The organism is Guyparkeria halophila, from assembly GCF_034479635.1.
Classification (GTDB): Bacteria; Pseudomonadota; Gammaproteobacteria; order Halothiobacillales; family Halothiobacillaceae; genus Guyparkeria; species Guyparkeria halophila.
The window spans coordinates 637,075-662,064 of the sequence record NZ_CP140153.1 but is presented as its reverse complement, the minus strand read 5'-3'; the positions used below and the strand labels follow the sequence as shown (position 1 = coordinate 662,064).

The following is a 24,990-nucleotide window of genomic DNA, read 5'->3' as shown; positions in this document are numbered from 1 at the left end:
CTCTCAGCGCCGTCGAAGGCAATCGGTGATTGTATCATCGCGGGCCCGACTGTAGACCATCCGGCCTCCAAGCCGGCCCGTGCGGCTCAGGTCAACGCCTGATAGGGACTCTGGCCACCGGTACCGGCCTTCCCCTCGCCCGCCTGCAGCAGGCGCTCGAGGTAACGGGCCATCAGGTCCACCTCCAGGTTGACCTGCCGCCCGGGGCGGTACTCGCCCATGATGGTCACGTCCAGCGTGTGCGGGATGATGGTCAGGCGACAGCGCGTCCCGCTGACCTCGTTGACCGTCAGGCTCACCCCGTCGATGGCGACCGAGCCCTTCTTGGCGACGTAACGCGCCAGTTCCGGCGGCACGCGCAACCAGAATTCGGTGGCCCGCGCCTCACTGCGCCGGGCATCCACGATCGCAAGCCCGTCGACGTGACCACTGACCAGATGGCCGCCCAGCGGCGTGGCCAGTGTCAGCGCCGGCTCGAGATTGACGCGCGAGCCGGGCGCGAGCTGCCCGACCGTGGTCAGCCGCAGGGTCTCGGACGAGCAATCCACCGAGAAGCGATCGCCGTCCAGATCCGTGACCGTCAGGCAGACACCGTTGACGGCGATGCTGTCGCCGATGGACGTGTGCGCCAGGTCGAGTCCCGGGGCCTCGATGGTCAGGCGGGCATCGCCGCCCGTGGGGGTCTGCTCGACCAGGGTGCCGACGGTCTGGATGATGCCGGTGAACATGAACTCTCTCCGCGGGTAATGAACTAGCGCACCGGGCGCAGGGTCAGGCGCAGGTCGTCTGCCAGGCGCGTTTCGTCGACCAGCGTCCAGCGCCTGACATCGGCCAGCGCCGCCGGCTCGGGCAGCGCCAGTGCGGGACGGGCTTGGTGACCGAGCAGCATCGGGGCCTGGTAGACGACCAGCTCGTCGCACAGCCCGGCTGCAACAAACGCCCCGGCGAGCTTGGCACCAGCCTCGACCAGCACCTCGTTGATTTCCCGCCGCGCCAGGTCGGCCAGGATGAAGTCGAGGTCCAGACCCAAGCGGGGCGCGGCCGGCGCCTCGATCAGGGTTGCCTCGCGCCTGAGCAGGGCCTCGTGATGCACCCCGTCGGTCGCATCGCGGGTGTAAATCCATATCGGCCCCGCTGCATCGAAGATCGCGGCGAAGGGCGGCAGTCGCAGCCCCGAATCGAGCACCACACGCACCGGCTGGCGCACTTCGCCCTCGATGCCGAGATCGTCTGCCGCCAGGCGCACATTCAGCCGGGCGCTGTCGGTCAGCACCGTGTCGATGCCGCTGAGCACGGCGCACTGGCGGGCACGCAGGAATTGCACGTCGCGGCGCGCCGCCTCACCCGTGATCCACTGGCTCTCGCCACTGGCCAGCGCGCTGCGCCCGTCGAGCGACTGGGCCACCTTGACCGTCACCCAGGGCCGCCCGCGTTCCATGCGCGAGACGAATCCCGGGTTGAGCGTTCGGGCCGCCGCCGGGGCGATCGCCTCGACCACCTCGACCCCGGCCTCGCGCAAAATGGCGTGCCCACGACCGGCCACCTGCGGATTGGGATCGCTCATCGCCGTGACCACGCGGACCACACCGGCCTCGACCAGTTGCGGGGCACAGGCCGGCGTTCGACCGACATGGCTGCAGGGCTCGAGGGTCACATAGGCCGTGGCCCCACGTGCCTGCTCACCAGCGGCCCGCAGGGCATGCACCTCGGCGTGCGGCTCGCCGGCGCGGGCGTGGAAGCCCTCGCCGACAATCGCGCCATCACGGACCAGCACACAGCCCACCCGCGGATTGGGCGACGTGGTATAGCGGCCACGCTCGGCCACGGTTAGCGCGTGGGTCATCCAGCGCCGATCCGCGGCCGTCGCCGTGGGGCGGCCCTTAGTTGGCATCGCCGATCAGGGGCAATTGGTGATCCGGGTCGCTGATCACGTCATTGGCCAGCGATTCGATCGCGTCACGGAAGGCCTCGACGCTGTCGAAGCTCAGGTAGACCGAGGCAAAGCGGATGTAGGCGACGTGGTCGAGCCGACGCAATTGGGCCATCACCATGTCGCCGATCTCGCGGGCGGCGATCTCGCGCTCGCCGCGACTGCGCAGCTGGCGCTCGATCTGCTCGATTGCCTCCTCGACGCGTCGCGTCGGCACGGGTCGCTTCTCCAGCGCCCGCATCAGCCCGTCGCGCAGCTTGCGGTCGTCGAAGTTCTGGCGCGCCCCATTGGACTTCACCACCCTCGGCATCTGCCGATCGGCCCGCTCGTAGGTAGTGAAGCGCTGCCCGCAGGCGGCGCATTCACGCCGGCGGCGGATGCCTTCACCCGCGTCGATCGCCCGCGAATCGATCACGCGGGTGTCGTCATTGCCACAAATCGCGCAACGCATGGCGAGCCCCGGTCCGGCCAATCAGGCCCGGTTGGCCTCGTAGACCGGCAGGCGACGGCAGAGCGCGGTGACCTTCTCGCGCACCGCCTCGATCACCGAGTCGTTCTCGATGTCATCGATGATGTCGCACATCCAGCCGGCCAGATCACGGCTCTCCTCGGTACCGAAGCCGCGCGTGGTGATCGCCGCGGTGCCGACACGGATGCCGGAGGTGACGAACGGCGACTGCGGGTCGTTGGGCACGGCGTTCTTGTTGACGGTGATGTGAGCGTTGCCCAGCGCCTCGTCGACCGCCTTGCCGGTCAGGCCGCGCTTGACGAAGCTGACCAGGAACAGGTGGTTGTCGGTGCCGCCGGAGACCACTTCCAGGCCGCGCTCGACGAATACCTCGGCCATGGTGCGGGCGTTGTCGATCACCTGCTGCTGGTAGGTCTTGAACTCCGGCTCCATCGCCTCCTTGAAGGCCACCGCCTTGCCGGCGATCGCGTGCATCAGCGGGCCGCCCTGCGAGCCGGGGAAGATGCGCGACTGGAACTTCTTCTCCAGGTCCGGATTGGCCTTGGCCACGATGATGCCGCCGCGCGGACCGCGCAGGGTCTTGTGCGTGGTGGAGGTGACCACGTGGGCATGCGGCACCGGGTTCGGGTAGAGGCCGGCGGCGACCAGGCCCGAGACGTGGGCCATGTCGACCATCAGGTAGGCACCCACCGCATCGGCGATCTCGCGGAAGCGGGCCCAGTCCATCACGCGCGAGTAGGCGGAGAAGCCGGCGATGATCATCTTCGGCTTGTGCTCTTTCGCCAGACGCTCGACCTCGTCGTAATCGACGTAGCCCTCGTCGTCGATGCCGTACTGCACCGCGTTGTAGATGCGCCCGGAGAAGTTGGGCTTGGCGCCGTGGGTCAGGTGACCGCCGGCGTCGAGGCTCATGCCCAGCACGGTGTCACCCGGCTCGACCAGTGCCTGGAACACCGCGGCGTTTGCCTGCGAGCCCGAATGCGGCTGGACATTGGCGTAGTCCGCGCCGAAGAGCTCCTTGGCCCGATCGATGGCCAGCTGCTCGGCCACATCGACGTACTCGCAGCCACCGTAGTAGCGCTTGCCGGGATAGCCTTCCGCGTACTTGTTGGTCAGCACGGAGCCCTGGGCCTCCATGACGCGCGGGCTGGCGTAGTTCTCCGAGGCGATCAGCTCAACGTGATCTTCCTGGCGGCGCACCTCGGCGTTGATCGCATCAGCAAGTTCCGGGTCGTAGCCCGCGATGGTCATGGACTTGGCAAACATGAATCGGCTCCTGAAAAAGGTGAGATCAAATTCGGCTCGGCCCGCACGCTGGTCGGGTCGGAAAGACAAGCGGCCGCCCCGAGCATTATCGAGGGCGACCGAACAATGCCGCGAATTCTAGCATGTTGCGATCGGTCGCCTCCCCTGGCAGATGGGAGCGCGTTGCAACAACGGCATGAATCCGCGTCATGGCGACCGGTGGCCACCCGAGGATCGACAAAACCGCGCCGGCTCGCGACAATGGAAGCCCTCCAAGGAACCCAACTTCCCCGCAAACGGCATGGGAGCATTCAAGCGATGATGACCGAAAACGACCGCGACGCCCTGGTCGACTTTCTCGCCCGACACGTCGACACGCAGATCCTCACCCACGCCGAGGTCAGTGCGTTCCTCGATTTCTGCGACTTCGAGATCATCGATCGCGGCCACATCATCGCCGACATCGGTGAAGTGGGTGAATCGCTCTACTTCTTGCTCGACGGCACGGCCGAGCTGATCGTCGGCCCGACCACCAACGAGGTGCCGGTGGGCCAGATCCACGCTGGCGAGATGCTCGGCGAGATGAGTTTCTTCGACCGCCAGCCACGCAATGTCCGCATGCGGGCGCGCTCGTCGGTGCGATTGCTCCGCCTGCCGCGAGAGAAATACAACCGGCTGCGCCTCGAGCACCCGGTGTTTACCGTGCTGCTGCTCGAGTACGCGATCGTCAGCCTCGACCACCTCTACCGGCGCACCAGCACCGACGTCGCCCAGCTCAACCAATACATCCACAGCATGGGTGGTTAAGACTCCACCCCGGGTGGCTACTCCGCCCTACCCTCGTCGCAGGCGCAGGGCGTTGCCGATCACGGCAATCGAACTGACCGACATGCCGATGGCCGCGAGCCAGGGCTGAACGAAGCCCAGCGCGGCGATCGGGATCGCGATGGCGTTGTACCAGACCGACCAGGTCAGGTTCTGGTGGATCACGCCCATGGTTCGCCGCGCATAGCCCACCGCAAAGGCCGTCTCGGCGACGCGGTCGTTGAGCAGCACCATGTCCGCGCTGTGCTTGGCGACCGCGGTCCCGCCGCCCATCGCCATGGAGACGTCCGCGCAGGCGAGCACCGGCGCGTCGTTGACGCCGTCACCGACCATCAGCACCCGACCACCGTCGGCCTGCAACGCGGCCACGCGATCCATCTTGTCTTCCGGCAACAGGCCGCCCTCGGCATGATCCACGCCCAGGAATTGCCCGATCATGGCCGCCCGGTCCGGGTGATCACCGGAAAGCAGCCAGACCGACACACCCTGCCCCTTGAGACGCTCGACCACCTCGACGGCATCGTCGCGCAACCGGTCGGTCAGCACGGCGCGGGCGATCACCTGCGGACCACGCGCCACCCAGACCACCAGCTCGTCGACCGCGGCCTGCGGCTCGGGCAGATCCACAACCAGATCGTCCATCAGACGGGCATTGCCGACCGCAAAGCGTTCACCGTCGATCCAGCCGGTCACGCCACGACCGCTGGCGTTCTCGACCTGGGTGACCGCATAGGCCTCTCCAGCCGCGTGTTCATTGCCCCAGGCGGACAACGCCCGGCCGACCGGGTGATCGGCGTACTGCTCGAGCGCCGCGACGATATCCGCCAGGCGCGCGGACTCGACATCGGCCAAGGACGCCACGTCGCGCACCGTCAACTCGCCGGTGGTCAGCGTGCCGGTCTTGTCAAACACCACATGGGTGACCCGCGCAAGGCCCTCCAGCGCTCGTCCCCGGGTGACCAGCAGCCCCGAACGGGTCAGGCGACCCACCGCCACCGCGATCGCCGCGGGCGTGGCCAGTGACAGCGAACAGGGGCAGGTGATGGCCAGAATCGCCACGGCGATCCAGAACGCGCGGGTCGGGTCGATAACCAGCCAGGCCGCCGTGACCAGCGCGGTAGTAATCAGCAGGGCAATGACGAACTTGCGCGCGAAGCGGTCGGCCGTCTCGGCAATCCGCGGCTTTTGTGACTGGGCCCGGTCGATCAGGCGGACGATCGAGGAGACCATGGTGTCCTGACCGACCTTGTCGACCTCGACCACCAACGGGCTTTCGGTATTGACGGTGCCGGCGGAGACGCGATCCCCGGCGCGCTTGAACTCGGGCAGGCTCTCGCCGGTGAGCATCGAGGCATTGATGCCGCTCTCGCCCTCGATCACCACGCCGTCGGCCGGCACCGGCCCGCCGGGGCGCACCAGGATACGGTCGCCCGGGGCCAGGTCGAACGCCGGGATGACCGTCACCGACCCATCGGCCTCGAAGCGGTTCGCCACCTGCGGCACCAGCTTGTTCAATGATTCGGCCAGCTCACCCGCCTTGTGGCGCGCGCCCTGCTCCAGGAAACGTCCGGCCAGAAGCAGGAAGATGAACATCGTGACCGAGTCGAAGTACACCTCGCCGCTGTGGGTCAACACCGCGTAGACGCTACCGGAGTAGGCCAGCAGGATGCTGATCGACACCGGCAGGTCCATGCTCACGCGACGCTGCTTTAGGTCGCGCCAGGCCGGACGGAAGAAGGCCTGGCCGGAGTAGAGGACAATGGGCGTGGACAGCACCAGGCTGACCCACCAGAAGAAGTAGCGCAGGTCATCGGAGAGATCGAGGAAGTCGCCGAAGTACAGCGACAGCGAGATCATCATCACCTGCAGGTAGACCAGTCCGGCGACCGCCAGACGACGCATCATGTCGTGGCGTTCGCGCCGGTAGACACGGTCCTGGCGATCGGGGTCGTAGGGATAGGCGCGATAGCCGATTGCCGCGATCGCCCGCAGGATCTCGGAGAGCTGCACCTGGGTATTGTCCCAGACTACCTGGGCACGGTGCGTGGTGAAGTTCACCGAGAAGGATTCCACCCCGGGCAACTGGCGGACATGGCGCTCGGACAGCCAGATGCAGGCCGCACAGACGATGCCCTCGAGGATCAGCGATGCCTCGCGCCTGTCGCCCTCGCGATTGGCGACGAACGACTTCTGCATCTCGGGGCGATCGTAGATCGCCAGTTCCTCGAGCACGCGCTCAAGGTCGTCGTCCGGCCGGGGCGAGGCCTCCGTGCGGTGACGGTAGTACTCCTCCATGTCGGCCTCGACGATCGCCTGGGCGACCGCCTGACAGCCGGGACAACACATGTCGCGATCTTCGCCCAGCACACGAACGCGGTAGTCCGAGCCCGTGGGCACGGGCAGACCACAATGGAAGCATGTTGCCGCGCTCTCGGACTGGGCGGTCTCGGGGCGAGGCTCGTTCAACGGATCGACCGACATCGTACGAACAGGCTTCTCACGCGACCCCCGATGATCAGCGGGCCGCGACGTCGGTCATGCCACGCAATTGGTGGGTTTCGCCATCACGGCGGACGTCGACAATCACTTCCCATCGCCCGGGGCGCGACGGCGTGACATCGGCCTGGTAGACACCGGGATCGATCTCCTCGAGGCGCCGCGAGAAATCGAGGCTTTGGCTTGAAAAGCGGAGGAACCGGGCTGTCGCTTCGGCGCCCTCGACCGGGTTGCCCTGGCCATCGCGCACCTGGATCCGGAACGGGGTCGATTGGCCAACAACCGCCTCCCCCATCCAACCCCGCTGAACTTGCCAGCCGCGCTCAGACTGCTCCTCACGCGCCGCATCGTAGGCCTCGAACGCACGCACCTTTTCCTGATAATCGTGAGCGACCGTACCGGGGAAGAAGGAGGTTGCCACCGGCCCACCTTGAGGCTCGGGCAGAATCTGGCGCGCCACGTTCTCGCTCAGCCCCGTGGTCGCGATGGTCAGGAAGATCGAGTCGAGCAGGATGATGACCGCGAAGAAGGCAATGATGGTCGCCGGACCGCGGTGAAACGCCATCTTCTGCGACTCGGCGTGCTTGGGCGGCGAAATGAATCCGAGAATGAAAGCGGTCATCACCAGGATCGCGCCCACCATTGCCACCACGTCCAGCCCCGGCCAGTTGATGATGGCGTAGGGCGCATAGGCCGCGAGCGACAAGACGCCCAGGATGAACGCGATCTGACGCCCGGCGCTGGGAAAGCGCCAGCGCAGCAGGAAGAACAGCATCGGAATGATGGTCATGCCGAGGGCGGCAGGCAGCAATACAGCCATGGTTCAGGAATCCGGTTGGGTACTGGCACCCCGCCAACGGCCGCTGTCGGCGGGGTTACGTGAATGCGGGTGATTAGCGGAACACGAAGCTGGCGTCATGTTCCAGCGGTTCGACGAGTCCATTTTCCTCGGTGAGGATGAATTGTATCTCGCGACGGTCCACCTGCGCATCACTCGGGGCGCGCACATGCACCAGATACTTGCGCGAGCCGTCCGCCGGCAGCTCGAGCGATTCGAAATCCCCCACCACGCTGACCCGCGCGTCCGGCAGCCCGACCACTGTCAGATCGAATGCCAACGGCTCCTGGAGCTTGTTGTTAATCTTGACGTTGTAGTTGTTCTGGATGTCGCCGCTGGCAAGCATGGTGAACAACGGCTGGCGCACCTGTTCCACCGATATGTCAGCCGGTGCGCGCGCGAAGATGCCGTAGAGCAACAGCACAGTCGCCGCGATGGTGGCCAGACCATAACCAATGGTGCGGAACTTGAGCAGGTTGGGCTTCTCGCCGGTCTCCAGCTCCTGCTCCGAGGCGTAACGGATCAGGCCGGTCGGCCAGCCGCGCTTGGTCATGATCTGATCGCAGGCATCGATGCACAGCCCGCAGGAGATGCACTCCAGCTGCAACCCGTCACGAATGTCGATCCCGGTGGGGCAGACCTGCACGCAAAGGTTGCAATCGATGCAGTCACCCACGCCCTGGGCATGGCGCTCCTCGAGGGTCATCAGCCCTTTATGGAGCGGCTGCCGACCAGCCTCGCCTTCGCCGCGCCCGGCGTCGTAGGAGACCAGCAGGGTTTCCTTGTCGAACATCACGCTCTGGAAACGGGCGTAGGGGCACATGTAGATGCAGACCTGCTCGCGGGCGAAGCCGGCGGCCAGGAGCGTGGTCGCGGTGAGGATGCCGGTGGTGATATACGCCGCGCCGACCGCCTCCAGAGTGAAGAAGTTGACGAACAGCTGCGGCGCATCGGCCCAATAGGACGTAAAGGTAAAGCCGGTCCAGAACGCGATCAGCGTCCAGATGGCCACGGTGATCCCCTTCTTGGCGATCTTCTCCCCGTTCCAGGGCTGTTTCTCCAGCCGCATGCGCTTGTTGCGATCTCCCTGCACCAAGGCCTCGACCTTCATGAACACGTCGGTCCACAGGGTCTGGAAACAGAAGTAACCGCAAAACGCCCGGCCGACCAGCCCCGTGACGAAGAACAGCAGCCACGCCGCCAGGATCAGGAAACCGGCCAGCAGGAACATGTCCTGCGGGTGGATAACCAGATCGAACAGGTAGTACCGCCGCGAGGGGATATCGAACATCACGGCCTGATCCGGCCCGACACTGCGCTCCCAGCGCACCCACGGCAGCAAGAAGAACACGCCGTAGGCCAGCAGCAGCACCAGATCCTTGAACCGGCGAAACCGGCCATGGATCGCCTTGGGATGAATCGGCTCACGGGCTTGGTACAAGGGGTCAGCCGGGTAGCTCGGATCGTCGTGATGAGCCATCTGTCGGTCTCCGAAATGGATGCGCAGGGGAATATCTTATATCCCATAGGGTTTTTCTCTAAACCCAAAGATAATATTTCACGGCAAGCGGTATTCCGTGGTCGCCACCGCGTCCTCGGTCGCCCCGCGATCGGGTCAAATCCACCCTGCCCCGCCCCATATCCCAAAAAAAACACCGGCCAAACGGCCGGTGTCTCCGAGTATCGCGAACGACGATGTAGCGCCGTCAGTGGTCAGCCATCGCTGATCAATTCCCGCCCATCTGGCGAACGTAGATGGCGAGCATGCGGGCCTGGGTTTCGGTCAGACGATCACCGAAGGCCGGCATCTGGCGCTGGATACCGTTGTTGACCACATGCTTGATCTCGTCGACCTTGCAGGCGGTGTCATCGCCGCAGCCCGGCACGTCGGCAACGCCCCAGATGGCATCGGCCAGGTTTGGCGCGCCCATGGCCTCGTTACCCTTGCCTTCGGCACCGTGACAGCCGGCGCAACTGGCGAAGGCCTGCTTGCCACGGCTTGCCGCCTCGCCACTGATCTCGGCGTTACCCGAGAGGCTCAGCACGTACTTGGCCAGGTCGTCGATCGTATCCTCCGGGACGTTCTGGGCCGGCATCATGCCCTGAATGCCGTTATTGATCTTGTTGACGATGGTCTCGTAGGAGCTGCCGTAGAGCCAAGCATTGTCGGCCAGATTCGGGAACAGGCCGATCTTGCCTTGACCGCCGGCGCCGTGACAGGCGGCACAATAGTCACCGAAGGTGTAGTTCCCCATCGACATGGCGAACTGCAGCGTATCCGGATCCTGCTCGATTTCCTCGAAGCTCATGTTCTCGACCTTGCCGACCCACTCCTTCTGGGCGAGCGCCGACGGGCTCGACTGCATGTCGCGGGTGAACAGGGCACGGGTGTTCCAGTGCTCGCTTACTGTCTTCTCTTCACCGTCCTCACCTTCCACGGTGTACTCGACCGTGTTGATGCCCTTGGTGTAGCTGTCGCCATACGGCCAGGCCGGGTAGAGGATCCAGTACACCACCGAGAAAACGATGGTGACGTAGAACGCCCACAGCCACCAGCGTGGCAGGGGGTTGTTGTATTCGCGCAGATCGCCGTCCCAGACGTGCCCGGTGGTCTCGACCTGCCCCTTCTTATTTTCCGGTTGACTCATCTTTCTTCACCTGTTGTTTCTTTTGTTGGGTCGGGTCGAGCTCGTCGTCGTCCATGAAGGGGATGTCCTTGTACGACTCCAGCCGCTGCTTGCGCCGCTTGCCGGTGTAGACGTACAGGATGATGCCGACGAACGTGCCGAAGAACAGGATCAGCGCCAACGGCTTGCTGTTCTCCATGTCACCCAACCACGCAAAAATATCGCCAATCAAGAGATCACCTCGACGGTGGCCGTTTCAGTATCAACGGAACTGGTTGAAGTGGCCGTCTTCATACTTCGAGAAGTCGACCATCGTGCCCAGCATCTGCAGGTAAGCCACGAGGGCATCCATTTCGGTGATGCGGTTCGGGTCGCCGTCCCAGTTCTGCGCCGCGGCCTGGCTTTCCAGCACGTCGGTGGCGTTGGAGACGTGGAGCTTGTCGGCCATGTCGGCACCGAACTGCTCGACGTTGGCGTCGTACTCTTCCTGGCTCTGCGAGTACGGCACGCCGACGCGCTTGAGCGCGACCATGCGGCCCTCGATCTGACTGTAGTCCAGTTCGTTCTCGAGCAACCACGGGTAGCCCGGCATGATCGATTCCGGCACCAGCGACTGCGGGTTGACCAGGTGCTGGGTCTGCCACTCGTTGGAGTACTTGCCACCCACGCGGGCCAGGTCAGGCCCGGTGCGCTTGGAGCCCCACTGGAACGGATGGTCGTACTGCGACTCGGCGGCCAGCGAGTAGTGCCCGTAGCGCAGCTGCTCGTCACGGAACGGACGGATCATCTGCGAGTGGCAGGTGTAGCACCCTTCCTTCACGTAGATGTCACGGCCGCGCAGCTCCAGCGGCGTGTAGGGGCGGACACCGTCCACGTCCTCGACCGTCTCCTCGATGTGGAACAGCGGGACGATCTCGACCAGCCCCCCGATACTGATGACCGCCAGTGTCAGGACGATCAGCAGGCCGGAGTTGATTTCAATGCTTTCGTGTTTCATTCGCTTGACCTCAATCCTTTAGCGTGCGGCGGCGGCAACGGCGTCGCGGCCTTCATCGGATGCCGGCTGACGGGCACCCGAGATCGTCATGTAGATGTTGTACGACATCAGCAGCATGCCCGACAGGAAGAAGGCACCACCGATGGCACGTACCACGTACGGGATGTGCAGGAAGGACACCGTCTCGATGAAGGTGTAGGCAAGGTTGCCGTACTCATCGAAGGCACGCAGCATCAGGCCCTGACCGATACCGGCGACCCACAGCGCGACGATGTAGAGCACCACGCCGATGGTGGCCAGCCAGAAGTGGACGAACACCAGCTTGGTCGAGTAGAGCGTCGTGCCCCAGAGCCGCGGGATCAGGTGATAGAACGAGCCGATGGTGATCATCGCGACCCAGCCCAGTGCGCCGGAGTGCACGTGACCCACGGTCCAGTCGGTGTAGTGCGACAGGGCGTTGACCGACTTGAGCGACATCATCGGACCTTCGAAGGTCGACATGCCGTAGAAGGCCAGCGAGGTGATCAAAAACAGCATGATCGGATCCGTGCGCAGCTTCTCCCAGGCACCCGAGAGGGTCATGATGCCGTTGATCATGCCGCCCCAGGAGGGCAGAAGCAGCAGGATCGAGAAAGTGGCGGCAAGGGTGGAAACCCAGTCCGGCAGCGCGGTCCAGTGCAGGTGGTGAGCACCAACCCACATGTAGAGGAATGACAGCGCCCAGAAGTGCACGATCGACAGGCGGTAGGAGTAGATCGGGCGACCCGCCTGCTTGGGCACGAAGTAGTACATCATGCCGAGGAACGCGGCGGTCAGGAAGAAGCCGACGGCATTGTGGCCGTACCACCACTGCGTCATCGCATCCTGCACGCCGGCAAACAGCGCGTAGGACTCGAGGCTGTTCCAGGCGACCGGCACCTGCAGGTTGTTGAAGATGTGCAGCAGGGCGGTGGCGAGGATGAACGCCATGAAGAACCAGTTGGCCACGTAGATGTGCGGCTGGCTGCGCTTGACCAGCGTCATGGCGTAGACGGCGAAGTAGATCACCCAGACCACGGTGATCAGCAGGTCGATCGGCCAGATGAACTCGGCGTACTCACGGCCCTGCGTGTAGCCGGCCATGTAGGTGATCACGCCCAGCACCAGTGCCAACTGCCAGCCCCAGAAGGTCAGCTCGGGCAGCAATTTGCCGCCCCAGAGACGCGCCTGACAGGTGCGCTGCACGATGTAATAGGACGTCGCGAACAGCGCACTACCACCAAAGCCGAAGATCACCAGCGTCGTGTGCACCGGGCGCAGCCGACCGAAGGTGATCTCGGCGATATTGAAGTTCAAAAACGGCCATGCCAGCTCACTGGCAATATAGACACCGGCAAGCATCCCCAACACGCCCCAAATCATGGCCATGATGGCGAACTTCTTGACGATGCCGTAATTGTACTGCTCGGTAGCTACCGGCACTGCATTGGTGGACATCGTGACCCCTCCAGACTTTTAGGTTCATCCCGGCCGCGGCGGCCAGACCCTTTTTCTCGGGCGGCAATCATAATCGAATCCCCTGCCGACAAAAACCTATGAATTTACTAATTTACTCGCCCGCAAAGGGCGCGCGGGACGCGCTTTCAAGCAGTTAGCGGCCATTCCGCCCACGGATAAGCAAAGCTGATCGCTGAACACACAAGTTTTATCTGTTGCAAAAGTGCGACACGCCCCCCGAACTGGCCATCAACTGGCACCCACCCGGCCGTGCGCCCCCTCGGCCATCGGCGAGACCCCCGTCCCCCACGCCAGGCCGTAGACGATCTCGTAACTCAGCGGGATGCGACCGTCGACCGCTTGAGCGGCCAACACCTCCCGGAAGCGGCGCCAGGCCTTGGGGCCGGTCATCCCCGCGGCGCGCCCCGCCTGGGCATTGCCGACGCCCACCCCCCGCAAATCGGCCAGCAGGGCATCAACCGTGGGGTAGGTCACCGTGACCATCTCGCGATCCATCACCGGATCGGCCAGCATCGCCGCGACCAGCGCATCGCCAAGATCGTGCATGTCGAGAAACTGGTGTACATGGGGCGTCGGGTCGACCGCCGCCCAGGCGCGCCGGATCTCCTGAAGGCTATCCGGCCCCAGCGTGGTGAAGACGAACGGCGCACCCGAGGCACTCACCCGGGCCACCTCACCGAACAGGGCCGCGGGTCGATCGCTCCACTGCAGGGCAAAGTTCGAAACCACCACATCCATGCTGCCGCCGGCAAACGGCAGGGCGTGCATGTCGGCGGCCACCGCCGCACGGTGCGGCGACCACCAGTGTCGTCGGGGCAGGTGTCGCAACATGCGATCCGCCAGATCGAGCCCCGTCACATCCGCATGCGGATAACGCGCACGCATGGCTCGAACCATCTGCCCCGTCCCCGCCCCCAGGTCGAGAATCCGCTGCGGATCGAGCTTCAACCAGTCGAAGCGCTCATCGAGCCGCCGACCAATTTCGTGCTGAACGGCCGCATGCCGGTCGTAGTCGGACGCCGCGCGGTTGAACCGGTCACGGACGCGGCGCAGGTCAAAGGAGGGCAAGGCAGACATGCTATCGAAAGGAGCTCACGATTGAACTTGTGTATGAAGCCGCGACGGTTGGGACTAGGCGCCGCGGCAAACGCGCTACTCAGCCCGCCGACGGGCACCCGGGTCAACGGCGAGCAGGACGGATCAATGAGGGCACCAGCAAGTCCGGATGGTCGAGCCATTCGGCGTGCCCACCCTGCTCGAACCGGTGCACACGCACATGCGGGGGCAGGTCGAGGTGCCGCGGCCAGTCGACCGGCACCAGCGGGTCGTCGGGCGCCAACCAGATGTCGACGGGCACATCGATGGCGGCAAGCGTCCGTCGAAGATCCAGCCGGGCCAGCCAGTCGAGACCGTCGCCGGCGGCCAGCCGTTCGGACGTGGCGGGCGCATCCGGGAGGTCAAAGCGACGCCGGAAGGCGGCGGCAGCCGCGAGGGGCTGCCGCCCCGCCGCTCGCCGCAGGCCCTGCCAGTCGCCCAGGCTCACCCCGGGCCAACCATCATCCCCCGTCAGGAAACGCGGCGTGGCCTGGATCAACACCAGCCGCGCGGGCCGAATGATTCCCCGTCGCACGGCCTCAAGCAGCAACGCGCCGCCCAATGACCACCCCGCCCAGACCGCGGGGCTCGGCGGCAATTCCGCGCACTCCGGTCCATCCGGTCCAAGCCAGTCGGCCGAAAACGTGGACCAGTCGAAGGCCACCACCTCGTTACCGGGCAACCGGCGCACCAGCGGATCAAACACCGTCGCGGGAAAGGACCAGCCGGCAACCAGCCCGACCGAGGCCGTCATGGCGGAGGGGGCATCGCGCCTCACGCGTCACGCTCCTGCGCCACACGCTTGAGGCCCCACCGCATCGCCGTGGTTTGCGAGCAAGCCATCGGACCGTGATAATGACGCCCCCATTCAAACCCCGGATTCAGCAATTGACTGCCCTCGACTGGCCCCTTCTGCTCATCATCGCCGTCGCCGCCTACCTGGTTGGCTCATTGTCCACCGGGGTGATCACGGCGCGCCTGCTGGGATTGCCGGACCCGCGCTCGGCCGGCTCGGGCAATCCGGGCGCGACCAACGTCCTGCGCCTGGGCGGCAAGAAGGCGGCCATTGTCACGTTAGTCGGCGATCTCCTCAAGGGCCTGGCCCCGGTGATCGTCGCCGGCCTGGCCGTCGATGGCGCGTCGCACCAGGCGGCAATGGGTGCCGCCGGCCTGTTTGCCTTCCTCGGGCACCTGTATCCGGTGTTCTTCGGCTTCAAGGGCGGCAAGGGCGTGGCGACTGCCGCCGGCGCGATCCTCGCCATGGCACCACTGATTGGATTGTTCGCCATTGTCGGCTGGCTGAGCACCGCCTGGGCAACGCGCTATTCCTCGTTGTCCGCCCTGTTTGCCGCAGTGGTGGCCGCGACCCTGGCCACCTTCATCGCCCCACCGTTCATCGCCCTGGCGATCTCGCTGATGTCCCTGCTGCTCATCCTGCGCCACCACGGCAACATCCGCCGGCTGATGCGCGGCGAGGAACCCCGCATCGGCGAAAAATCCGACTCGTCGATCAAGGAGTGACGGCCACCGTCGAACCCACCAGCGCCCCCGGCAACTCGAGCTCGGCCAGCGGCCAGCGGGCGCGCACGCGGAACCCCGGCTGGGCGTCGCGCTCGCCGGCGGCAAGCCGACGGTACCCCGCCAACGCGATCATGGCGGCGTTGTCGGTGCACAACTCGATCTCGGGGAAATGCACCGCGCCGCGCCGATCGGCCATCATCTCGACCAGTCGCTGCCGCAGGGGCCGATTGGCCGCCACCCCACCGGCGACCACCAGGCGATCCAGACCGGTCTGGTCCAGTGCCCGCGTGAGCTTGATCACCAGGGTGTCGATCACCGTCCGCTCGAACGAGGCCGCCACGTCCTGGTGGGCGTGACCAGCGGCAATCGCGTTCGCCACCGCGGTTTTCAACCCGCTGAAGCTCAAGTCCAGGCCGGGCCGATTGACCATCGGCCGGGTGAAGGGCACCGCGGTCGGGTCACCCTGCTCGGCCAGGCGCGACAAGGCCGCCCCGCCCGGATAACCCAGCCCCATCAGCTTGGCCGACTTGTCGAACGCCTCGCCGATCGCATCGTCGATGCTCTCGCCCAGCAGCCGGTAGTCACCCACCTCGCGCACCTCGATCAACTGGCTGTGCCCGCCGGACACCAACAAGGCGAGAAAAGGGAATGCCGGCGGGTCATCACCCAGCAACGGCGCGAGGATATGCCCTTCCAGGTGATTGACGCCGAGCGCCGGCAACCCGCGACTGGCGGCAATACCCTTGGCAAACGCCGCCCCCGTCATCAGGGCGCCGGCCAACCCCGGACCGGCGGTGTAGGCAACCGCATCGATGACGTCATAGCCCAGACCCGCGTCGGTGAGCGTGGCGCGGGTCAGACTGGGCAGGCGACGCATGTGATCACGAGCCGCGAGCTCCGGAACCACCCCACCGTATTCGGCATGCACATCGGTCTGGGAATGGACGCGATGGGCCAACAACTCACCGCTGCCGCCATCGAACAAGGCCACGGCGGTCTCGTCACAGGAACTCTCGATTGCCAATACGCGCACGCGCGATACTCCTCACCACATCATTAGTAATCCCGAAGGCGCCGCCTGTGCTGGCATTTGCCTCTTGCACACCTCGGGCAACGCTTTATACTACAACACCTTTTATTTTGGGCCGCGTGGGTCCGAAGCCAAACATTTCAGTTTCAAATCAACGAGGTGGAACGCATTCATGCCTTCTGTACGTGTTCGGGAAAATGAGCCTTTCGAGGTAGCAGTTCGTCGTTTCAAGCGCTCTTGCGAGAAAGCCGGCATCATCAGCGAGATGCGCGAGCGTGAGTACTACGAAAAGCCGACGGCCGCCCGCAAGCGCAAGGCCGCCGCTGCCGTGAAGCGCAACCAGAAGCGCCTCTCGAAGGAACAAGCGCGTCGCGTTCGCTTGTACTGATCGCACTTGTGACGGCCACTACCGCATGAGCACGATCAAGGCGCGCCTGACCGCCGATATGAAGACGGCCATGAAGAGCGGCGCAAAGTCGCGTCTGGCCACCATCCGCATGCTGATCGCCGCGATCAAGCAGCGGGAGATCGATGAGCGCCGGGAGGTCTCGGAAGACGAGGCCATGGCGATCCTGACCAAGCAGGCCAAGCAGCGCCGCGAGTCGATCGCCCAGTACGAGTCCGCCGGTCGCGATGACCTCAAGGCCATCGAGGAAGCCGAACTCGCGATCATCGAGACCTACCTACCTCAGCCGCTGTCCCCCGAGGAAATCGAGGCCGCGGTGGCCGAGATCATCGCCGCCGAGCAGGCCACTGACCTGAGCCAGATGGGGGCCGTGATGAAGACGGCCCGCGAACGCCTGGCCGGACGGGCCGACATGGCCGCCGTCAGTCAGGCCGTCCGCTCCCGCCTCTCGGCCTGAGCCACGGGGATCGCCCCGGGCCGCGGTCCGCACCGTCGGACCCCTACCCCGGGCACCGCGTTGATCCGAACCATCAATTCGAGAACCAGCCATGGGCGAGACTTTCCAGTTCCTGAACGTGCCGCGACGCGACCCGGAGACCACTCCTGCCGAGGAACGCGTCCAACAGTTCAACGAAATCTACGGGCAATTCACCCCGGATCACGCGGCCGAACAGTCCGATCGCTGCCTGGAGTGCGGCAATCCGTACTGCGAATGGAAGTGCCCGGTCCACAACTACATCCCCAACTGGCTCAAGCTGATCGCCGAAGGCAATCTGCTCGAGGCCGCGGAGATGGCCCACAAGACCAACTCCCTGCCGGAAGTCTGCGGTCGCGTCTGCCCGCAGGACCGGCTCTGCGAAGGCGCCTGCACCCTGAATGACGGCTTCGGCGCGGTCACCATCGGCTCGGTCGAGAAATACATCGCCGACGAGGCGTTCAAGATGGGCTGGCGTCCGGACATGTCCGACGTGGTGCCCACCGGCAAGCGGGTTGCCGTGATCGGCGCGGGCCCGGCGGGCCTGGGTTGCGCAGACATCCTGGCGCGCCATGGCGTCCAGGCGGTCGTGTTCGACCGCCATCCGCAGATCGGCGGCCTGATCACCTTCGGCATCCCGTCGTTCAAGCTCGAGAAGCACGTGATGCAGACGCGTCGCGAGATCTTCGAGGGCATGGGCATCGAATTCCGCCTCAACACCGAGGTCGGCCGCGACATCACCATCGATGACATCCTGGGCGAATTCGACGCGGTATTCATGGGCATGGGCGCGTACAACGCCATGCAAGGCGGCTTCCCGGGAGAGGATCTCGAGGGCGTACACGCCTCGCTACCCTTCCTGATCGGCAACACCAATCACCAGCTCGACTTTGGCGGTGACTACCCCTACATCAACGTCAAGGACAAGCGCGTGGTGGTCCTCGGCGGTGGCGACACCGCGATGGATTGCACCCGCACCTCGCTGCGCCAGGGTGCGGCCAAGGTGACGACCGTCTACCGTCGTGACGAGGACAACATGCCTGGTTCACGCCGCGAGGTGAAGAACGCCCGCGAGGAAGGCGCGCACTTCATGTTCAACCTGCAGCCGGTCGAGGTGCTCGGCGAAGGCGGACAGGTGACCGGTGTGAAGTTCGTCGAGACCCGCCTGGGCGAGCCGGACGAGCGCGGTCGCCGCCGGCCGGTGGCCATCGAGGGCTCCGAGCAGGTGGTCGAGGCCGACGCCGTGCTGATCGCCTTCGGCTTCCGTCCCTCCCCGGCCGACTGGTTCGAGAACCAGAAGATCGAACTCGACCCCAGCGGCCGCGTGATGGTTCACAAGGACCAGAACAAGCCGGAATTCCAGACCAGCAACCCCAAGATCTTTGCCGGCGGCGACATGGTGCGCGGCGCGGATCTCGTGGTCACCGCTGTCTTCGAGGGGCGCAACGCGGCCTTCGGCATCCTCGACTACCTGGACGTATAAGCTTCATGACCGCTCCGCTGCAGAACGATCGCCTGTTACGCGCACTGGCGCGCCAGCCCGTCGATCGCACCCCGATCTGGATCATGCGCCAGGCGGGTCGCTACCTGCCGGAATACCGCGCCACGCGCGAACGCGCCGGCAGCTTCATGGACCTGTGTCGCTCGGCCGACCTGGCCTGCGAGGTCACCCTCCAGCCGCTGGAGCGCTATGACCTCGACGCGGCCATCCTGTTCTCCGACATCCTCACCATCCCCGACGCCATGGGGCTGGGACTCAAGTTCGTTGCCGGCGAAGGTCCGGTGTTCGAACGCCCGGTGCGCTCGGCCGCCGACATCGCTCGCCTGCCCAAGCCGGACATGGGATCGGATCTCGGTTACGTGATGAACGCCGTGTCCACCATCCGTCAGGCGCTCGACGGTCGCGTACCGCTGATCGGTTTTACCGGCAGCCCGTGGACACTGGCGACCTACATGGTCGAGGGTGGCGGCACCAAGGACTTCGCCAAGGTCAAGGGTCTGGTCTACAGCGACCCGAAGGCGGCGCACGATCTGCTTGGCCGGCTGGCCGACGCGGTGACCGACTACCTCAACGCCCAGATCGAGGCCGGCGCGCAGTCGCTGATGGTGTTCGACACCTGGGGCGGCGTGCTCGCCCCGCACGACTACCGTGATTTCTCGCTGCAGTACATGCAGCGCATCGTCGACGGCCTGAACCGCGAACGTCCGGACGGCAGCTACGTGCCGGTCACGCTGTTCACCAAGGGCGGCGGCCAGTGGGCCGAGTGGATTGCGGACACCGGCGCCGACGGCATCGGTCTGGACTGGACCGTGAATCTCGACACGATCCGCAAGCGGGTCGGCGATCGCGTCGCCCTGCAGGGCAACCTCGACCCGAGCGTACTGTACGCACCGGACGAGGTGATCGAGCGCGAAGTGGCTCGCATCCTGGAAGAATTCGGCCCCAATCCGGGCCACGTCTTCAACCTCGGCCACGGCATCCACCAGCACGTCAACCCGGACAAGGTAAAGGTCCTGGTCGACGCGGTGCACCGCCTGAGCGCGCGCGACTGACCCGGGCGTCACCCCGACTCAACCAGAAATGCCCCCGGTTTCGCCGGGGGCATTTTCATTGCTGCGACAGTGATCGAAAAACGCCCTTGAGCCTGTCGGGGGTTCCGGCAACCGACACTGTCAGTGCGTGCCTGCCACCCCTTCCTGCATCAGCGCCTCGACTTGCCGCCGGGAGGCGCGGCGCAACTTGGCCCCACCGGATACCAGTGGCGTCTCGCGCAGCCGCTCCTCGGGAAAGACCTCCAGCACGATGTGATCGTCACCGGCACCGAAGGCGAATACCGACACCCGCTCCTGCCGGCCGTCGGGGTATTGATAGCGGGTCTCGGATTCCTCGAACGGGATGTCGTGACCGAGCAGGCACTCGATCACACGCTCGGGGGTCGGGGCGAACAACTGCAAGACGATGGGGGAATAGTCGTCGGCCGTGCCGGTGAGCACGTCACCCACCAGCCGCGGCCGAAACTGGGCAAAAAAGGTCATCGCCTCGAGCGCCGCTCGCCGGAGCGTCGCCAACTGTTCTCGTTGCTCGGGGCGAAAGGTCGCCTGGTAATGCCCCAGTTCCAGCTCGAGCCGCTCCAGGTCCGCGGCGCGAAAACGTGGATCGAGGGTCTCGCCCAGCTCATCCGCCGCAAGACGCAACGAATCACGGCGGGGTTGGCCGGGCGAGTCGGCCGCATGACGCGCCGCACAACGCAACAGTTCCAGTGAAGCCGGCCCCATGTCGCACTCTCCTCATTCGTTGGGGCGCCGGGTCGAGACTGGCCACCCCTCAACGCTCAGAACAGGTTGTCGATCACCTCACGCGACGTGCCCGACGCGGCCGCCGCATCCTTTTCGGGAAGATCCGCCTGCGGGTTGGTCGAGTCGAAATACTCGCGGATCGCCCCGGGATGCCCCTCGGGCAAGCGTTTGCCGCTGTCCGGATCGATCCAGGCGGTAACGACCCCCTCCGGCGGCTCCTCGGCCGCTCCGGGCGGCGGAAGCACGTCGCGCATGAAGTCGATCCACGCTGGCAGCGCCGCCTTGCCGCCCGTCTCGCGCCGGCCCAGTTCACTGTTGTCGGCAAATCCCACCCAGGCGGTGGCCACCCAACCGGGCCCAAAGCCGGTGAACCAGGCGTCGCGCTGGTCGTTGGTGGTACCGGTCTTCCCGCCGATGTCTTCGCGCTCCAGCGCCCGCCAGGCACGCACACCGGTCCCCTCGCGGACGACACCCCTGAGCCCCGAACGCATCAGGAACGCGTTCTGCGCCGATATCACACGCGGGGCCAGACTCGGGTCAGCCGTATCGATCGGACAGCTGTCGCAGAGGCTGACCGCCGGGTGCGAGTCGATCACGCCGTCGTCCGGATTGTCCAGCTCGGTGATCAGGAACGGGGTGACGCGGTAGCCGCCATTGGCAAACACGGCGAAGCCGGCGACCTGGTCCAGCGGGGTCAGGGTATAGCTGCCCAGGGCCATCGACAGGGTCGGCTCCCAGTTCTCCACCGGCAAGCCAAAACGACCGGCATATTCCAGGACCATCGGCGTGCCGACGGCCTGCGCCAGGCGGATGGAAACCAGGTTCACCGAACGCGTCAGGGCGTCACGCATGCGACGCATGCCACCGAAACTGCGACCGTAGTTGCTTGGGCGCCAGTCAATGCCCTGACGGACGCCATCCTCCACCACGACCGGCGAGTCGTTGATCATGCTTGCCCAGGTGAATCCCTGATCAAGCGCCGCAGAGTAGAGGTAGGGCTTGAACCCCGAACCGGGCTGACGCTCGGCCCGGAGGACGTTGTTGAATTCACTGTCGTGGAAGAAGTCGAAACCACCGATCATGGCGCGAATCGCCCCACTGGCCGGGTCCAGCGCAACAAACGCCCCGGTCACTTCGGGAATCTGCGCCAACCGATAAGCCACACCGTCACCGGACTCGATCGGCTCGACCCGAATCAGATCACCCCGGCCCAGCACCTCGTCGACCGCCTTGGGCTTCGGCCCGCAGCGATCGGTGGCCTGGTACTCGCAGGCCCAGCGCATCGAGTCGAGGTCGAGGATCACTTCACCCGCATCTCGCACCAGCACGCTCGCCTCGGCCGCGTTGACCTGCAGCACCACACCCGGCAGCAGGCCGCCGACCCGACTGGTGTTCGCCAACTGTTTCTCCAGCGCCTCGCGATCCTCAAGCCACTCACTCCAGTCGGACTCCGGGCCGCGGTACCCGTGGCGTCGATCGTAGTCGATCAGCGCCTGGCGCAAGGCGCGGGTCGCGGACCGCTGCGCGTCGGGATCGATGCTCGTGTGCACGGCAAGGCCCATCTCGTAGGCTTCCTGCCCGTACTTCTCGACCAGGTCGCGCCGCGCCATTTCCGCGGCGTAAGGCGCCGGGGTCTCGATCTCGGACGAGGTGTACAGGCGTCCCGGCAAGGGCTCATCGATCGAGCGATCAAAGGTGGCCTGGTCGATCTGGCCCAGCTTGAGCATGCGCCCCAGCACGTAGGCGCGGCGCGCCAAGGCGCGCTCGGGATCGCTGACGGGATTGGTCGTCGAGGGGGCCTTCGGCAGAGCCGCCAGCATGGCCGCTTCGGCGACCGTCAGCTCCGGCAGATCCTTGTCGAAGTAGATCTGGGCAGCGGCCTTGACGCCGTAAGCCCGGTGCCCCATGAAGATCTTGTTCAGATAAAGCGCAAGGATGTCTTCCTTGCTGAAGGCCCGGTCGATCTTCACCGCCAGCAGGATCTCGTAAAGCTTGCGGGTATAGGTCTTCTCCCGCCCGAGATAAAAGTTGCGCGCCACCTGCATGGTAATGGTCGAGCCGCCCTGCGACTTCTCGCCGGTACGCACCAGTTCGACGGCGGCTCGGGCCAGCCCCAGGAAGTCCACCCCGATGTGCTCGAAAAACCGATCGTCCTCGGCGGCGACGAACGCATCCACCACGACCGGCGGGAGTTGCTCGTAGGAGACCGGGAAACGGCGTTGGTTGCCGAATTCCGCGATCAAGCCGCCCTCACGGTCGTGGATGCGCATCGGCATCTGGTATCGCACCTCGCCCAACTCGTCGACACTGGGCAATTGGGTGTTGTAAACATGATACAGGACACCAGCGCCAGCAAGGGCCAGAATCAACCCCAAACCAACTAGATAGGAAATAATCTTGATAAGCTTCATTCGAATAGCGAAAAAAAGGCCCAGTGCCTGTTGTTGCGGGCACGCACCGGCGCCGTTGTCGACAAGCGCGACGGTTATGCCATAGGATGCATCTCTGGGAGACAAGGTGCGTGTGTGCGAAACCTTAACGCACGCTCAAAAGGAAGGGAATGACCGTGCCACTATTCAGCGCTAAACCCGCTCGCCTCGGCGTCGACATCAGCTCGACCGCCGTCAAGCTAATCCAACTGGAGAAACGCCGCGGTGGTTATCGCACCACGGCATTCGCCATCGAACCCCTGCCGCAAGGCGCCGTACAGGGCAAGTCGATCACCGACACGGAAGCCGTCGCTGACGCGCTGACCCGCGCCGTGCGGCGGACCCGACTGAAGGGACGCCACCTGTGCATGGCGGTGCCGACCTCCTCGGCCGTCAGCCGGGTGTTGCATATCGACAACCCCGGCGACGAATTCGAACTCGAGGAACAGGTGCGACTGGAAGCCGACCAGTACATCCCCTTCCCGATCGACGAGGTCAACTTCGACTTCGAACCGGTCCAGACCGACATCCTCGGCAAGCAGACCAAGCGACGCACCGGGGAATCCGAGGGTGTCGACGTCCTGATGGCCGCCACGCGCACCGACAATGTCGACAGTCGGGTGGCGGTAGCCGAGGCGGCCGGCATGACGGTCGACGTGGTCGACATCGAATCCTTCGCCCTGCAGAACGCGTTTACCGAGATAATCGCTCAGACACTCGCCCCGGAAGAACGTTCCCAGCCGGTCGCGGTGTTCGACCTCGGCGACACCACCACGACGCTGAGCATCTTCGTTGGCGACGACATCGTCTATACCCGCGAACACGAAGGCGGCGGCCAGCAGCTCACCAGCGAGATCGCTGCCCAGTACGGCTTGACGCTCGAGGAGGCGGAGGAGCGCAAGCGCGACGACAGCCTTCCCGAGGACTATCCCCGCAAGGTGCTTCAGCCCTACCTCGACTCGCTCGCCATGAACATCGAGCGATTCATCCAGTACTACTACTCGGAATCCAGTGGTAGCACCGTCAACCTGATTCTTCTCGGCGGCGGCGCGGCCAACACCGCCGGCGCCGTTGAGCGCATCAACAACGAGACCGGGGTACCGACCCGGCTGGCGAATCCGTTCGCCGCACTCGCCAAGGGACCTGGCGTGTCCGCCGAGCAAATGGCTCGGCATGGCACCGCAATGCTGATTGCCTGCGGGCTTGCGTTAAGGAGCTTCGACTGATGAGACGGATCAACCTTCTCCCCTGGCGCGAGGAACGGCGCCAGAAGCGGCAACGCGACTTTGTCGTCCACCTCGTGCTGGCCGCGCTGATCGCCGTTGGTGTCGCCTTCGGCATCCACAGCTACATGCAGTCGCAGATCGAGAACCAGCAGGCCCGCAACGCCTATCTCGAGGACGTGATCAAGAAGCTCGACCGCCAGATCCAGACGATCAACGAGCTCAAGCAGCGCAAAGCCGAGCTCACCGCCCGCATGCAGGTCATCGAGAAGCTTCAGTCCAGCCGACCGACGATCGTCCACCTGGTCGAAAGCTTCATCACCACCCTGCCGGACGGCGTCCAGCTCACCGACGTCACGGTGACCAACGACGAGAAGATCAGCATCCAGGGCAAGGCCGATGCCCAAGCACGGGTCGCGGCCTATCTCCGCCGCCTGAACAGCGCCGACTACATCGGCAGCGCCAGCCTGGTGGGGTCGGGCATCCTTGCCGAGGGCTCGGGCCAGACCACCGATGCCGGCCAGTACGTGTTCTCGATCGAAGCGAAGATCACGCCGCCCAAGGAAGATGACGCGGACCAGGAGAACTGA

General features: G+C 65.1%; 24 protein-coding genes. 8 read left to right on the top strand and 16 right to left on the bottom strand.

The window, feature by feature from the left end; translation table 11 throughout:
* Positions 1 to 86 precede the first annotated feature (86 nt).
* From SR882_RS03005 to glyA, 4 genes are read right to left on the bottom strand one after another with little or no spacing between them, the layout of a single operon-like run.
* Complete coding sequence (locus SR882_RS03005) at positions 87 to 728, bottom strand: riboflavin synthase (protein ID WP_322521872.1); 642 nt, start codon at positions 726 to 728, stop codon at positions 87 to 89.
* Positions 729 to 751: 23 nt separating this feature from the next.
* The gene (ribD, locus tag SR882_RS03000) at positions 752 to 1,843 is read right to left on the bottom strand and encodes a bifunctional diaminohydroxyphosphoribosylaminopyrimidine deaminase/5-amino-6-(5-phosphoribosylamino)uracil reductase RibD (RefSeq protein ID WP_322521871.1); all 1,092 of its coding nucleotides are present in this window, start codon (positions 1,841 to 1,843) and stop codon (positions 752 to 754) included.
* A gap of 37 nt (positions 1,844 to 1,880) precedes the next feature.
* The gene (nrdR, locus tag SR882_RS02995) at positions 1,881 to 2,381 is read right to left on the bottom strand and encodes a transcriptional regulator NrdR (RefSeq protein ID WP_125199577.1); all 501 of its coding nucleotides are present in this window, start codon (positions 2,379 to 2,381) and stop codon (positions 1,881 to 1,883) included.
* A 21-nt stretch (positions 2,382 to 2,402) separates the two neighbouring features.
* The gene (gene glyA, locus SR882_RS02990) at positions 2,403 to 3,665 is read right to left on the bottom strand and encodes a serine hydroxymethyltransferase (protein WP_322521870.1); all 1,263 of its coding nucleotides are present in this window, start codon (positions 3,663 to 3,665) and stop codon (positions 2,403 to 2,405) included.
* 297 nt (positions 3,666 to 3,962) lie between these two features.
* Between glyA and SR882_RS02985 the strand changes: the two genes are divergently transcribed.
* On the top strand, positions 3,963 to 4,451 hold the full coding sequence (locus SR882_RS02985; RefSeq protein ID WP_322521869.1) for a Crp/Fnr family transcriptional regulator: 489 nt from the start codon (positions 3,963 to 3,965) through the stop codon (positions 4,449 to 4,451).
* 27 nt (positions 4,452 to 4,478) lie between these two features.
* Here the strand turns inward: SR882_RS02985 and SR882_RS02980 are convergent, their stop codons facing one another.
* The 9 genes from SR882_RS02980 to SR882_RS02940 form a co-directional block, all read right to left on the bottom strand.
* Positions 4,479 to 6,950, bottom strand: a complete 2,472-nt coding sequence (locus SR882_RS02980; protein ID WP_322521868.1) for a heavy metal translocating P-type ATPase — start codon at positions 6,948 to 6,950, stop codon at positions 4,479 to 4,481.
* 34 nt (positions 6,951 to 6,984) lie between these two features.
* On the bottom strand, positions 6,985 to 7,785 hold the full coding sequence (locus SR882_RS02975) for a FixH family protein (protein WP_322521867.1): 801 nt from the start codon (positions 7,783 to 7,785) through the stop codon (positions 6,985 to 6,987).
* Between the two features lie 73 nt (positions 7,786 to 7,858).
* Complete coding sequence (gene ccoG, locus SR882_RS02970) at positions 7,859 to 9,283, bottom strand: cytochrome c oxidase accessory protein CcoG (RefSeq protein WP_322521866.1); 1,425 nt, start codon at positions 9,281 to 9,283, stop codon at positions 7,859 to 7,861.
* 247 nt (positions 9,284 to 9,530) lie between these two features.
* Positions 9,531 to 10,451 carry a cytochrome-c oxidase, cbb3-type subunit III gene (gene ccoP / locus SR882_RS02965; RefSeq protein ID WP_322521865.1) on the bottom strand — a complete coding sequence of 307 codons (921 nt, stop codon included), beginning with the start codon at positions 10,449 to 10,451 and terminating at the stop codon, positions 9,531 to 9,533.
* On the bottom strand, positions 10,432 to 10,629 hold the full coding sequence (locus tag SR882_RS02960; RefSeq protein WP_322521864.1) for a cbb3-type cytochrome oxidase subunit 3: 198 nt from the start codon (positions 10,627 to 10,629) through the stop codon (positions 10,432 to 10,434). The genes ccoP and SR882_RS02960 overlap by 20 nt, the downstream gene beginning before the upstream one ends.
* Positions 10,630 to 10,692: 63 nt before the next feature.
* Positions 10,693 to 11,427, bottom strand: coding sequence for a cytochrome-c oxidase, cbb3-type subunit II (gene ccoO / locus SR882_RS02955; RefSeq protein WP_322521863.1), 735 nt, complete (start codon positions 11,425 to 11,427; stop codon positions 10,693 to 10,695).
* Between the two features lie 18 nt (positions 11,428 to 11,445).
* Positions 11,446 to 12,903, bottom strand: a complete 1,458-nt coding sequence (ccoN, locus tag SR882_RS02950; RefSeq protein WP_322521862.1) for a cytochrome-c oxidase, cbb3-type subunit I — start codon at positions 12,901 to 12,903, stop codon at positions 11,446 to 11,448.
* Between the two features lie 249 nt (positions 12,904 to 13,152).
* Positions 13,153 to 14,001 (bottom strand): malonyl-ACP O-methyltransferase BioC, encoded by an 849-nt coding sequence (bioC, locus tag SR882_RS02945; RefSeq protein ID WP_322521861.1) that lies wholly within the window; start codon positions 13,999 to 14,001, stop codon positions 13,153 to 13,155.
* A gap of 103 nt (positions 14,002 to 14,104) precedes the next feature.
* Positions 14,105 to 14,797 carry an alpha/beta fold hydrolase gene (locus SR882_RS02940; RefSeq protein WP_322521860.1) on the bottom strand — a complete coding sequence of 231 codons (693 nt, stop codon included), beginning with the start codon at positions 14,795 to 14,797 and terminating at the stop codon, positions 14,105 to 14,107.
* 77 nt (positions 14,798 to 14,874) lie between these two features.
* Here SR882_RS02940 and plsY point away from each other — a divergent pair, with 77 nt between their 5' ends.
* A complete protein-coding gene (gene plsY / locus SR882_RS02935; RefSeq protein WP_322521859.1) occupies positions 14,875 to 15,540 on the top strand; it encodes a glycerol-3-phosphate 1-O-acyltransferase PlsY in 666 nt (221 codons plus the stop codon).
* Here the strand turns inward: plsY and tsaD are convergent.
* On the bottom strand, positions 15,530 to 16,573 hold the full coding sequence (gene tsaD / locus SR882_RS02930) for a tRNA (adenosine(37)-N6)-threonylcarbamoyltransferase complex transferase subunit TsaD (RefSeq protein WP_322521858.1): 1,044 nt from the start codon (positions 16,571 to 16,573) through the stop codon (positions 15,530 to 15,532). The genes plsY and tsaD overlap by 11 nt on opposite strands.
* Before the next feature lie 169 nt (positions 16,574 to 16,742).
* Here tsaD and rpsU point away from each other — a divergent pair, with 169 nt between their 5' ends.
* From rpsU to hemE, 4 genes are all read left to right on the top strand, one after another.
* Positions 16,743 to 16,958 (top strand): 30S ribosomal protein S21, encoded by a 216-nt coding sequence (gene rpsU / locus SR882_RS02925; RefSeq protein WP_125199564.1) that lies wholly within the window; start codon positions 16,743 to 16,745, stop codon positions 16,956 to 16,958.
* A gap of 25 nt (positions 16,959 to 16,983) precedes the next feature.
* Positions 16,984 to 17,433 carry a GatB/YqeY domain-containing protein gene (locus SR882_RS02920; RefSeq protein ID WP_322521857.1) on the top strand — a complete coding sequence of 150 codons (450 nt, stop codon included), beginning with the start codon at positions 16,984 to 16,986 and terminating at the stop codon, positions 17,431 to 17,433.
* A 91-nt stretch (positions 17,434 to 17,524) separates the two neighbouring features.
* On the top strand, positions 17,525 to 18,934 hold the full coding sequence (locus tag SR882_RS02915) for an FAD-dependent oxidoreductase (RefSeq protein WP_322521856.1): 1,410 nt from the start codon (positions 17,525 to 17,527) through the stop codon (positions 18,932 to 18,934).
* Between the two features lie 5 nt (positions 18,935 to 18,939).
* Positions 18,940 to 20,004, top strand: a complete 1,065-nt coding sequence (hemE, locus tag SR882_RS02910; RefSeq protein ID WP_322521855.1) for a uroporphyrinogen decarboxylase — start codon at positions 18,940 to 18,942, stop codon at positions 20,002 to 20,004.
* A 120-nt stretch (positions 20,005 to 20,124) separates the two neighbouring features.
* Here the strand turns inward: hemE and SR882_RS02905 are convergent, their stop codons facing one another.
* Together SR882_RS02905 and SR882_RS02900 are read right to left on the bottom strand one after the other, a co-directional pair.
* On the bottom strand, positions 20,125 to 20,727 hold the full coding sequence (locus tag SR882_RS02905) for a hypothetical protein (protein WP_322521854.1): 603 nt from the start codon (positions 20,725 to 20,727) through the stop codon (positions 20,125 to 20,127).
* Between the two features lie 56 nt (positions 20,728 to 20,783).
* The gene (locus SR882_RS02900) at positions 20,784 to 23,024 is read right to left on the bottom strand and encodes a penicillin-binding protein 1A (protein WP_322521853.1); all 2,241 of its coding nucleotides are present in this window, start codon (positions 23,022 to 23,024) and stop codon (positions 20,784 to 20,786) included.
* Between the two features lie 284 nt (positions 23,025 to 23,308).
* Here SR882_RS02900 and pilM point away from each other — a divergent pair, with 284 nt between their 5' ends.
* Both pilM and SR882_RS02890 read left to right on the top strand, forming a co-directional pair.
* Positions 23,309 to 24,403: a type IV pilus assembly protein PilM gene (gene pilM / locus SR882_RS02895; RefSeq protein ID WP_322521852.1), complete on the top strand. Its 1,095-nt coding sequence runs from the start codon at positions 23,309 to 23,311 to the stop codon at positions 24,401 to 24,403.
* Positions 24,403 to 24,990, top strand: coding sequence for a PilN domain-containing protein (locus SR882_RS02890; protein WP_322521851.1), 588 nt, complete (start codon positions 24,403 to 24,405; stop codon positions 24,988 to 24,990). Before pilM ends, SR882_RS02890 begins: the two co-directional genes overlap by 1 nt.

Bases quoted from the DNA above. Each gene is read 5' to 3' on its own strand.
- SR882_RS03005 (WP_322521872.1), bottom strand. From the start codon at position 728: ATGTTCACCGGCATCATCCAGACCGTCGGCACCCTGGTCGAGCAGACC.
- ribD (WP_322521871.1), bottom strand. From the start codon at position 1,843: ATGACCCACGCGCTAACCGTGGCCGAGCGTGGCCGCTATACCACGTCG.
- nrdR (WP_125199577.1), bottom strand. From the start codon at position 2,381: ATGCGTTGCGCGATTTGTGGCAATGACGACACCCGCGTGATCGATTCG.
- glyA (WP_322521870.1), bottom strand. From the start codon at position 3,665: ATGTTTGCCAAGTCCATGACCATCGCGGGCTACGACCCGGAACTTGCT.
- SR882_RS02985 (WP_322521869.1), top strand. From the start codon at position 3,963: ATGATGACCGAAAACGACCGCGACGCCCTGGTCGACTTTCTCGCCCGA.
- SR882_RS02980 (WP_322521868.1), bottom strand. From the start codon at position 6,950: ATGTCGGTCGATCCGTTGAACGAGCCTCGCCCCGAGACCGCCCAGTCC.
- SR882_RS02975 (WP_322521867.1), bottom strand. From the start codon at position 7,785: ATGGCTGTATTGCTGCCTGCCGCCCTCGGCATGACCATCATTCCGATG.
- ccoG (WP_322521866.1), bottom strand. From the start codon at position 9,283: ATGGCTCATCACGACGATCCGAGCTACCCGGCTGACCCCTTGTACCAA.
- ccoP (WP_322521865.1), bottom strand. From the start codon at position 10,451: ATGAGTCAACCGGAAAATAAGAAGGGGCAGGTCGAGACCACCGGGCAC.
- SR882_RS02960 (WP_322521864.1), bottom strand. From the start codon at position 10,629: ATGGAGAACAGCAAGCCGTTGGCGCTGATCCTGTTCTTCGGCACGTTC.
- ccoO (WP_322521863.1), bottom strand. From the start codon at position 11,427: ATGAAACACGAAAGCATTGAAATCAACTCCGGCCTGCTGATCGTCCTG.
- ccoN (WP_322521862.1), bottom strand. From the start codon at position 12,903: ATGTCCACCAATGCAGTGCCGGTAGCTACCGAGCAGTACAATTACGGC.
- bioC (WP_322521861.1), bottom strand. From the start codon at position 14,001: ATGTCTGCCTTGCCCTCCTTTGACCTGCGCCGCGTCCGTGACCGGTTC.
- plsY (WP_322521859.1), top strand. From the start codon at position 14,875: ATGACGCCCCCATTCAAACCCCGGATTCAGCAATTGACTGCCCTCGAC.
- rpsU (WP_125199564.1), top strand. From the start codon at position 16,743: ATGCCTTCTGTACGTGTTCGGGAAAATGAGCCTTTCGAGGTAGCAGTT.
- SR882_RS02920 (WP_322521857.1), top strand. From the start codon at position 16,984: ATGAGCACGATCAAGGCGCGCCTGACCGCCGATATGAAGACGGCCATG.
- SR882_RS02915 (WP_322521856.1), top strand. From the start codon at position 17,525: ATGGGCGAGACTTTCCAGTTCCTGAACGTGCCGCGACGCGACCCGGAG.
- hemE (WP_322521855.1), top strand. From the start codon at position 18,940: ATGACCGCTCCGCTGCAGAACGATCGCCTGTTACGCGCACTGGCGCGC.
- SR882_RS02905 (WP_322521854.1), bottom strand. From the start codon at position 20,727: ATGGGGCCGGCTTCACTGGAACTGTTGCGTTGTGCGGCGCGTCATGCG.
- SR882_RS02900 (WP_322521853.1), bottom strand. From the start codon at position 23,024: ATGCCGATGCGCATCCACGACCGTGAGGGCGGCTTGATCGCGGAATTC.
- pilM (WP_322521852.1), top strand. From the start codon at position 23,309: ATGACCGTGCCACTATTCAGCGCTAAACCCGCTCGCCTCGGCGTCGAC.
- SR882_RS02890 (WP_322521851.1), top strand. From the start codon at position 24,403: ATGAGACGGATCAACCTTCTCCCCTGGCGCGAGGAACGGCGCCAGAAG.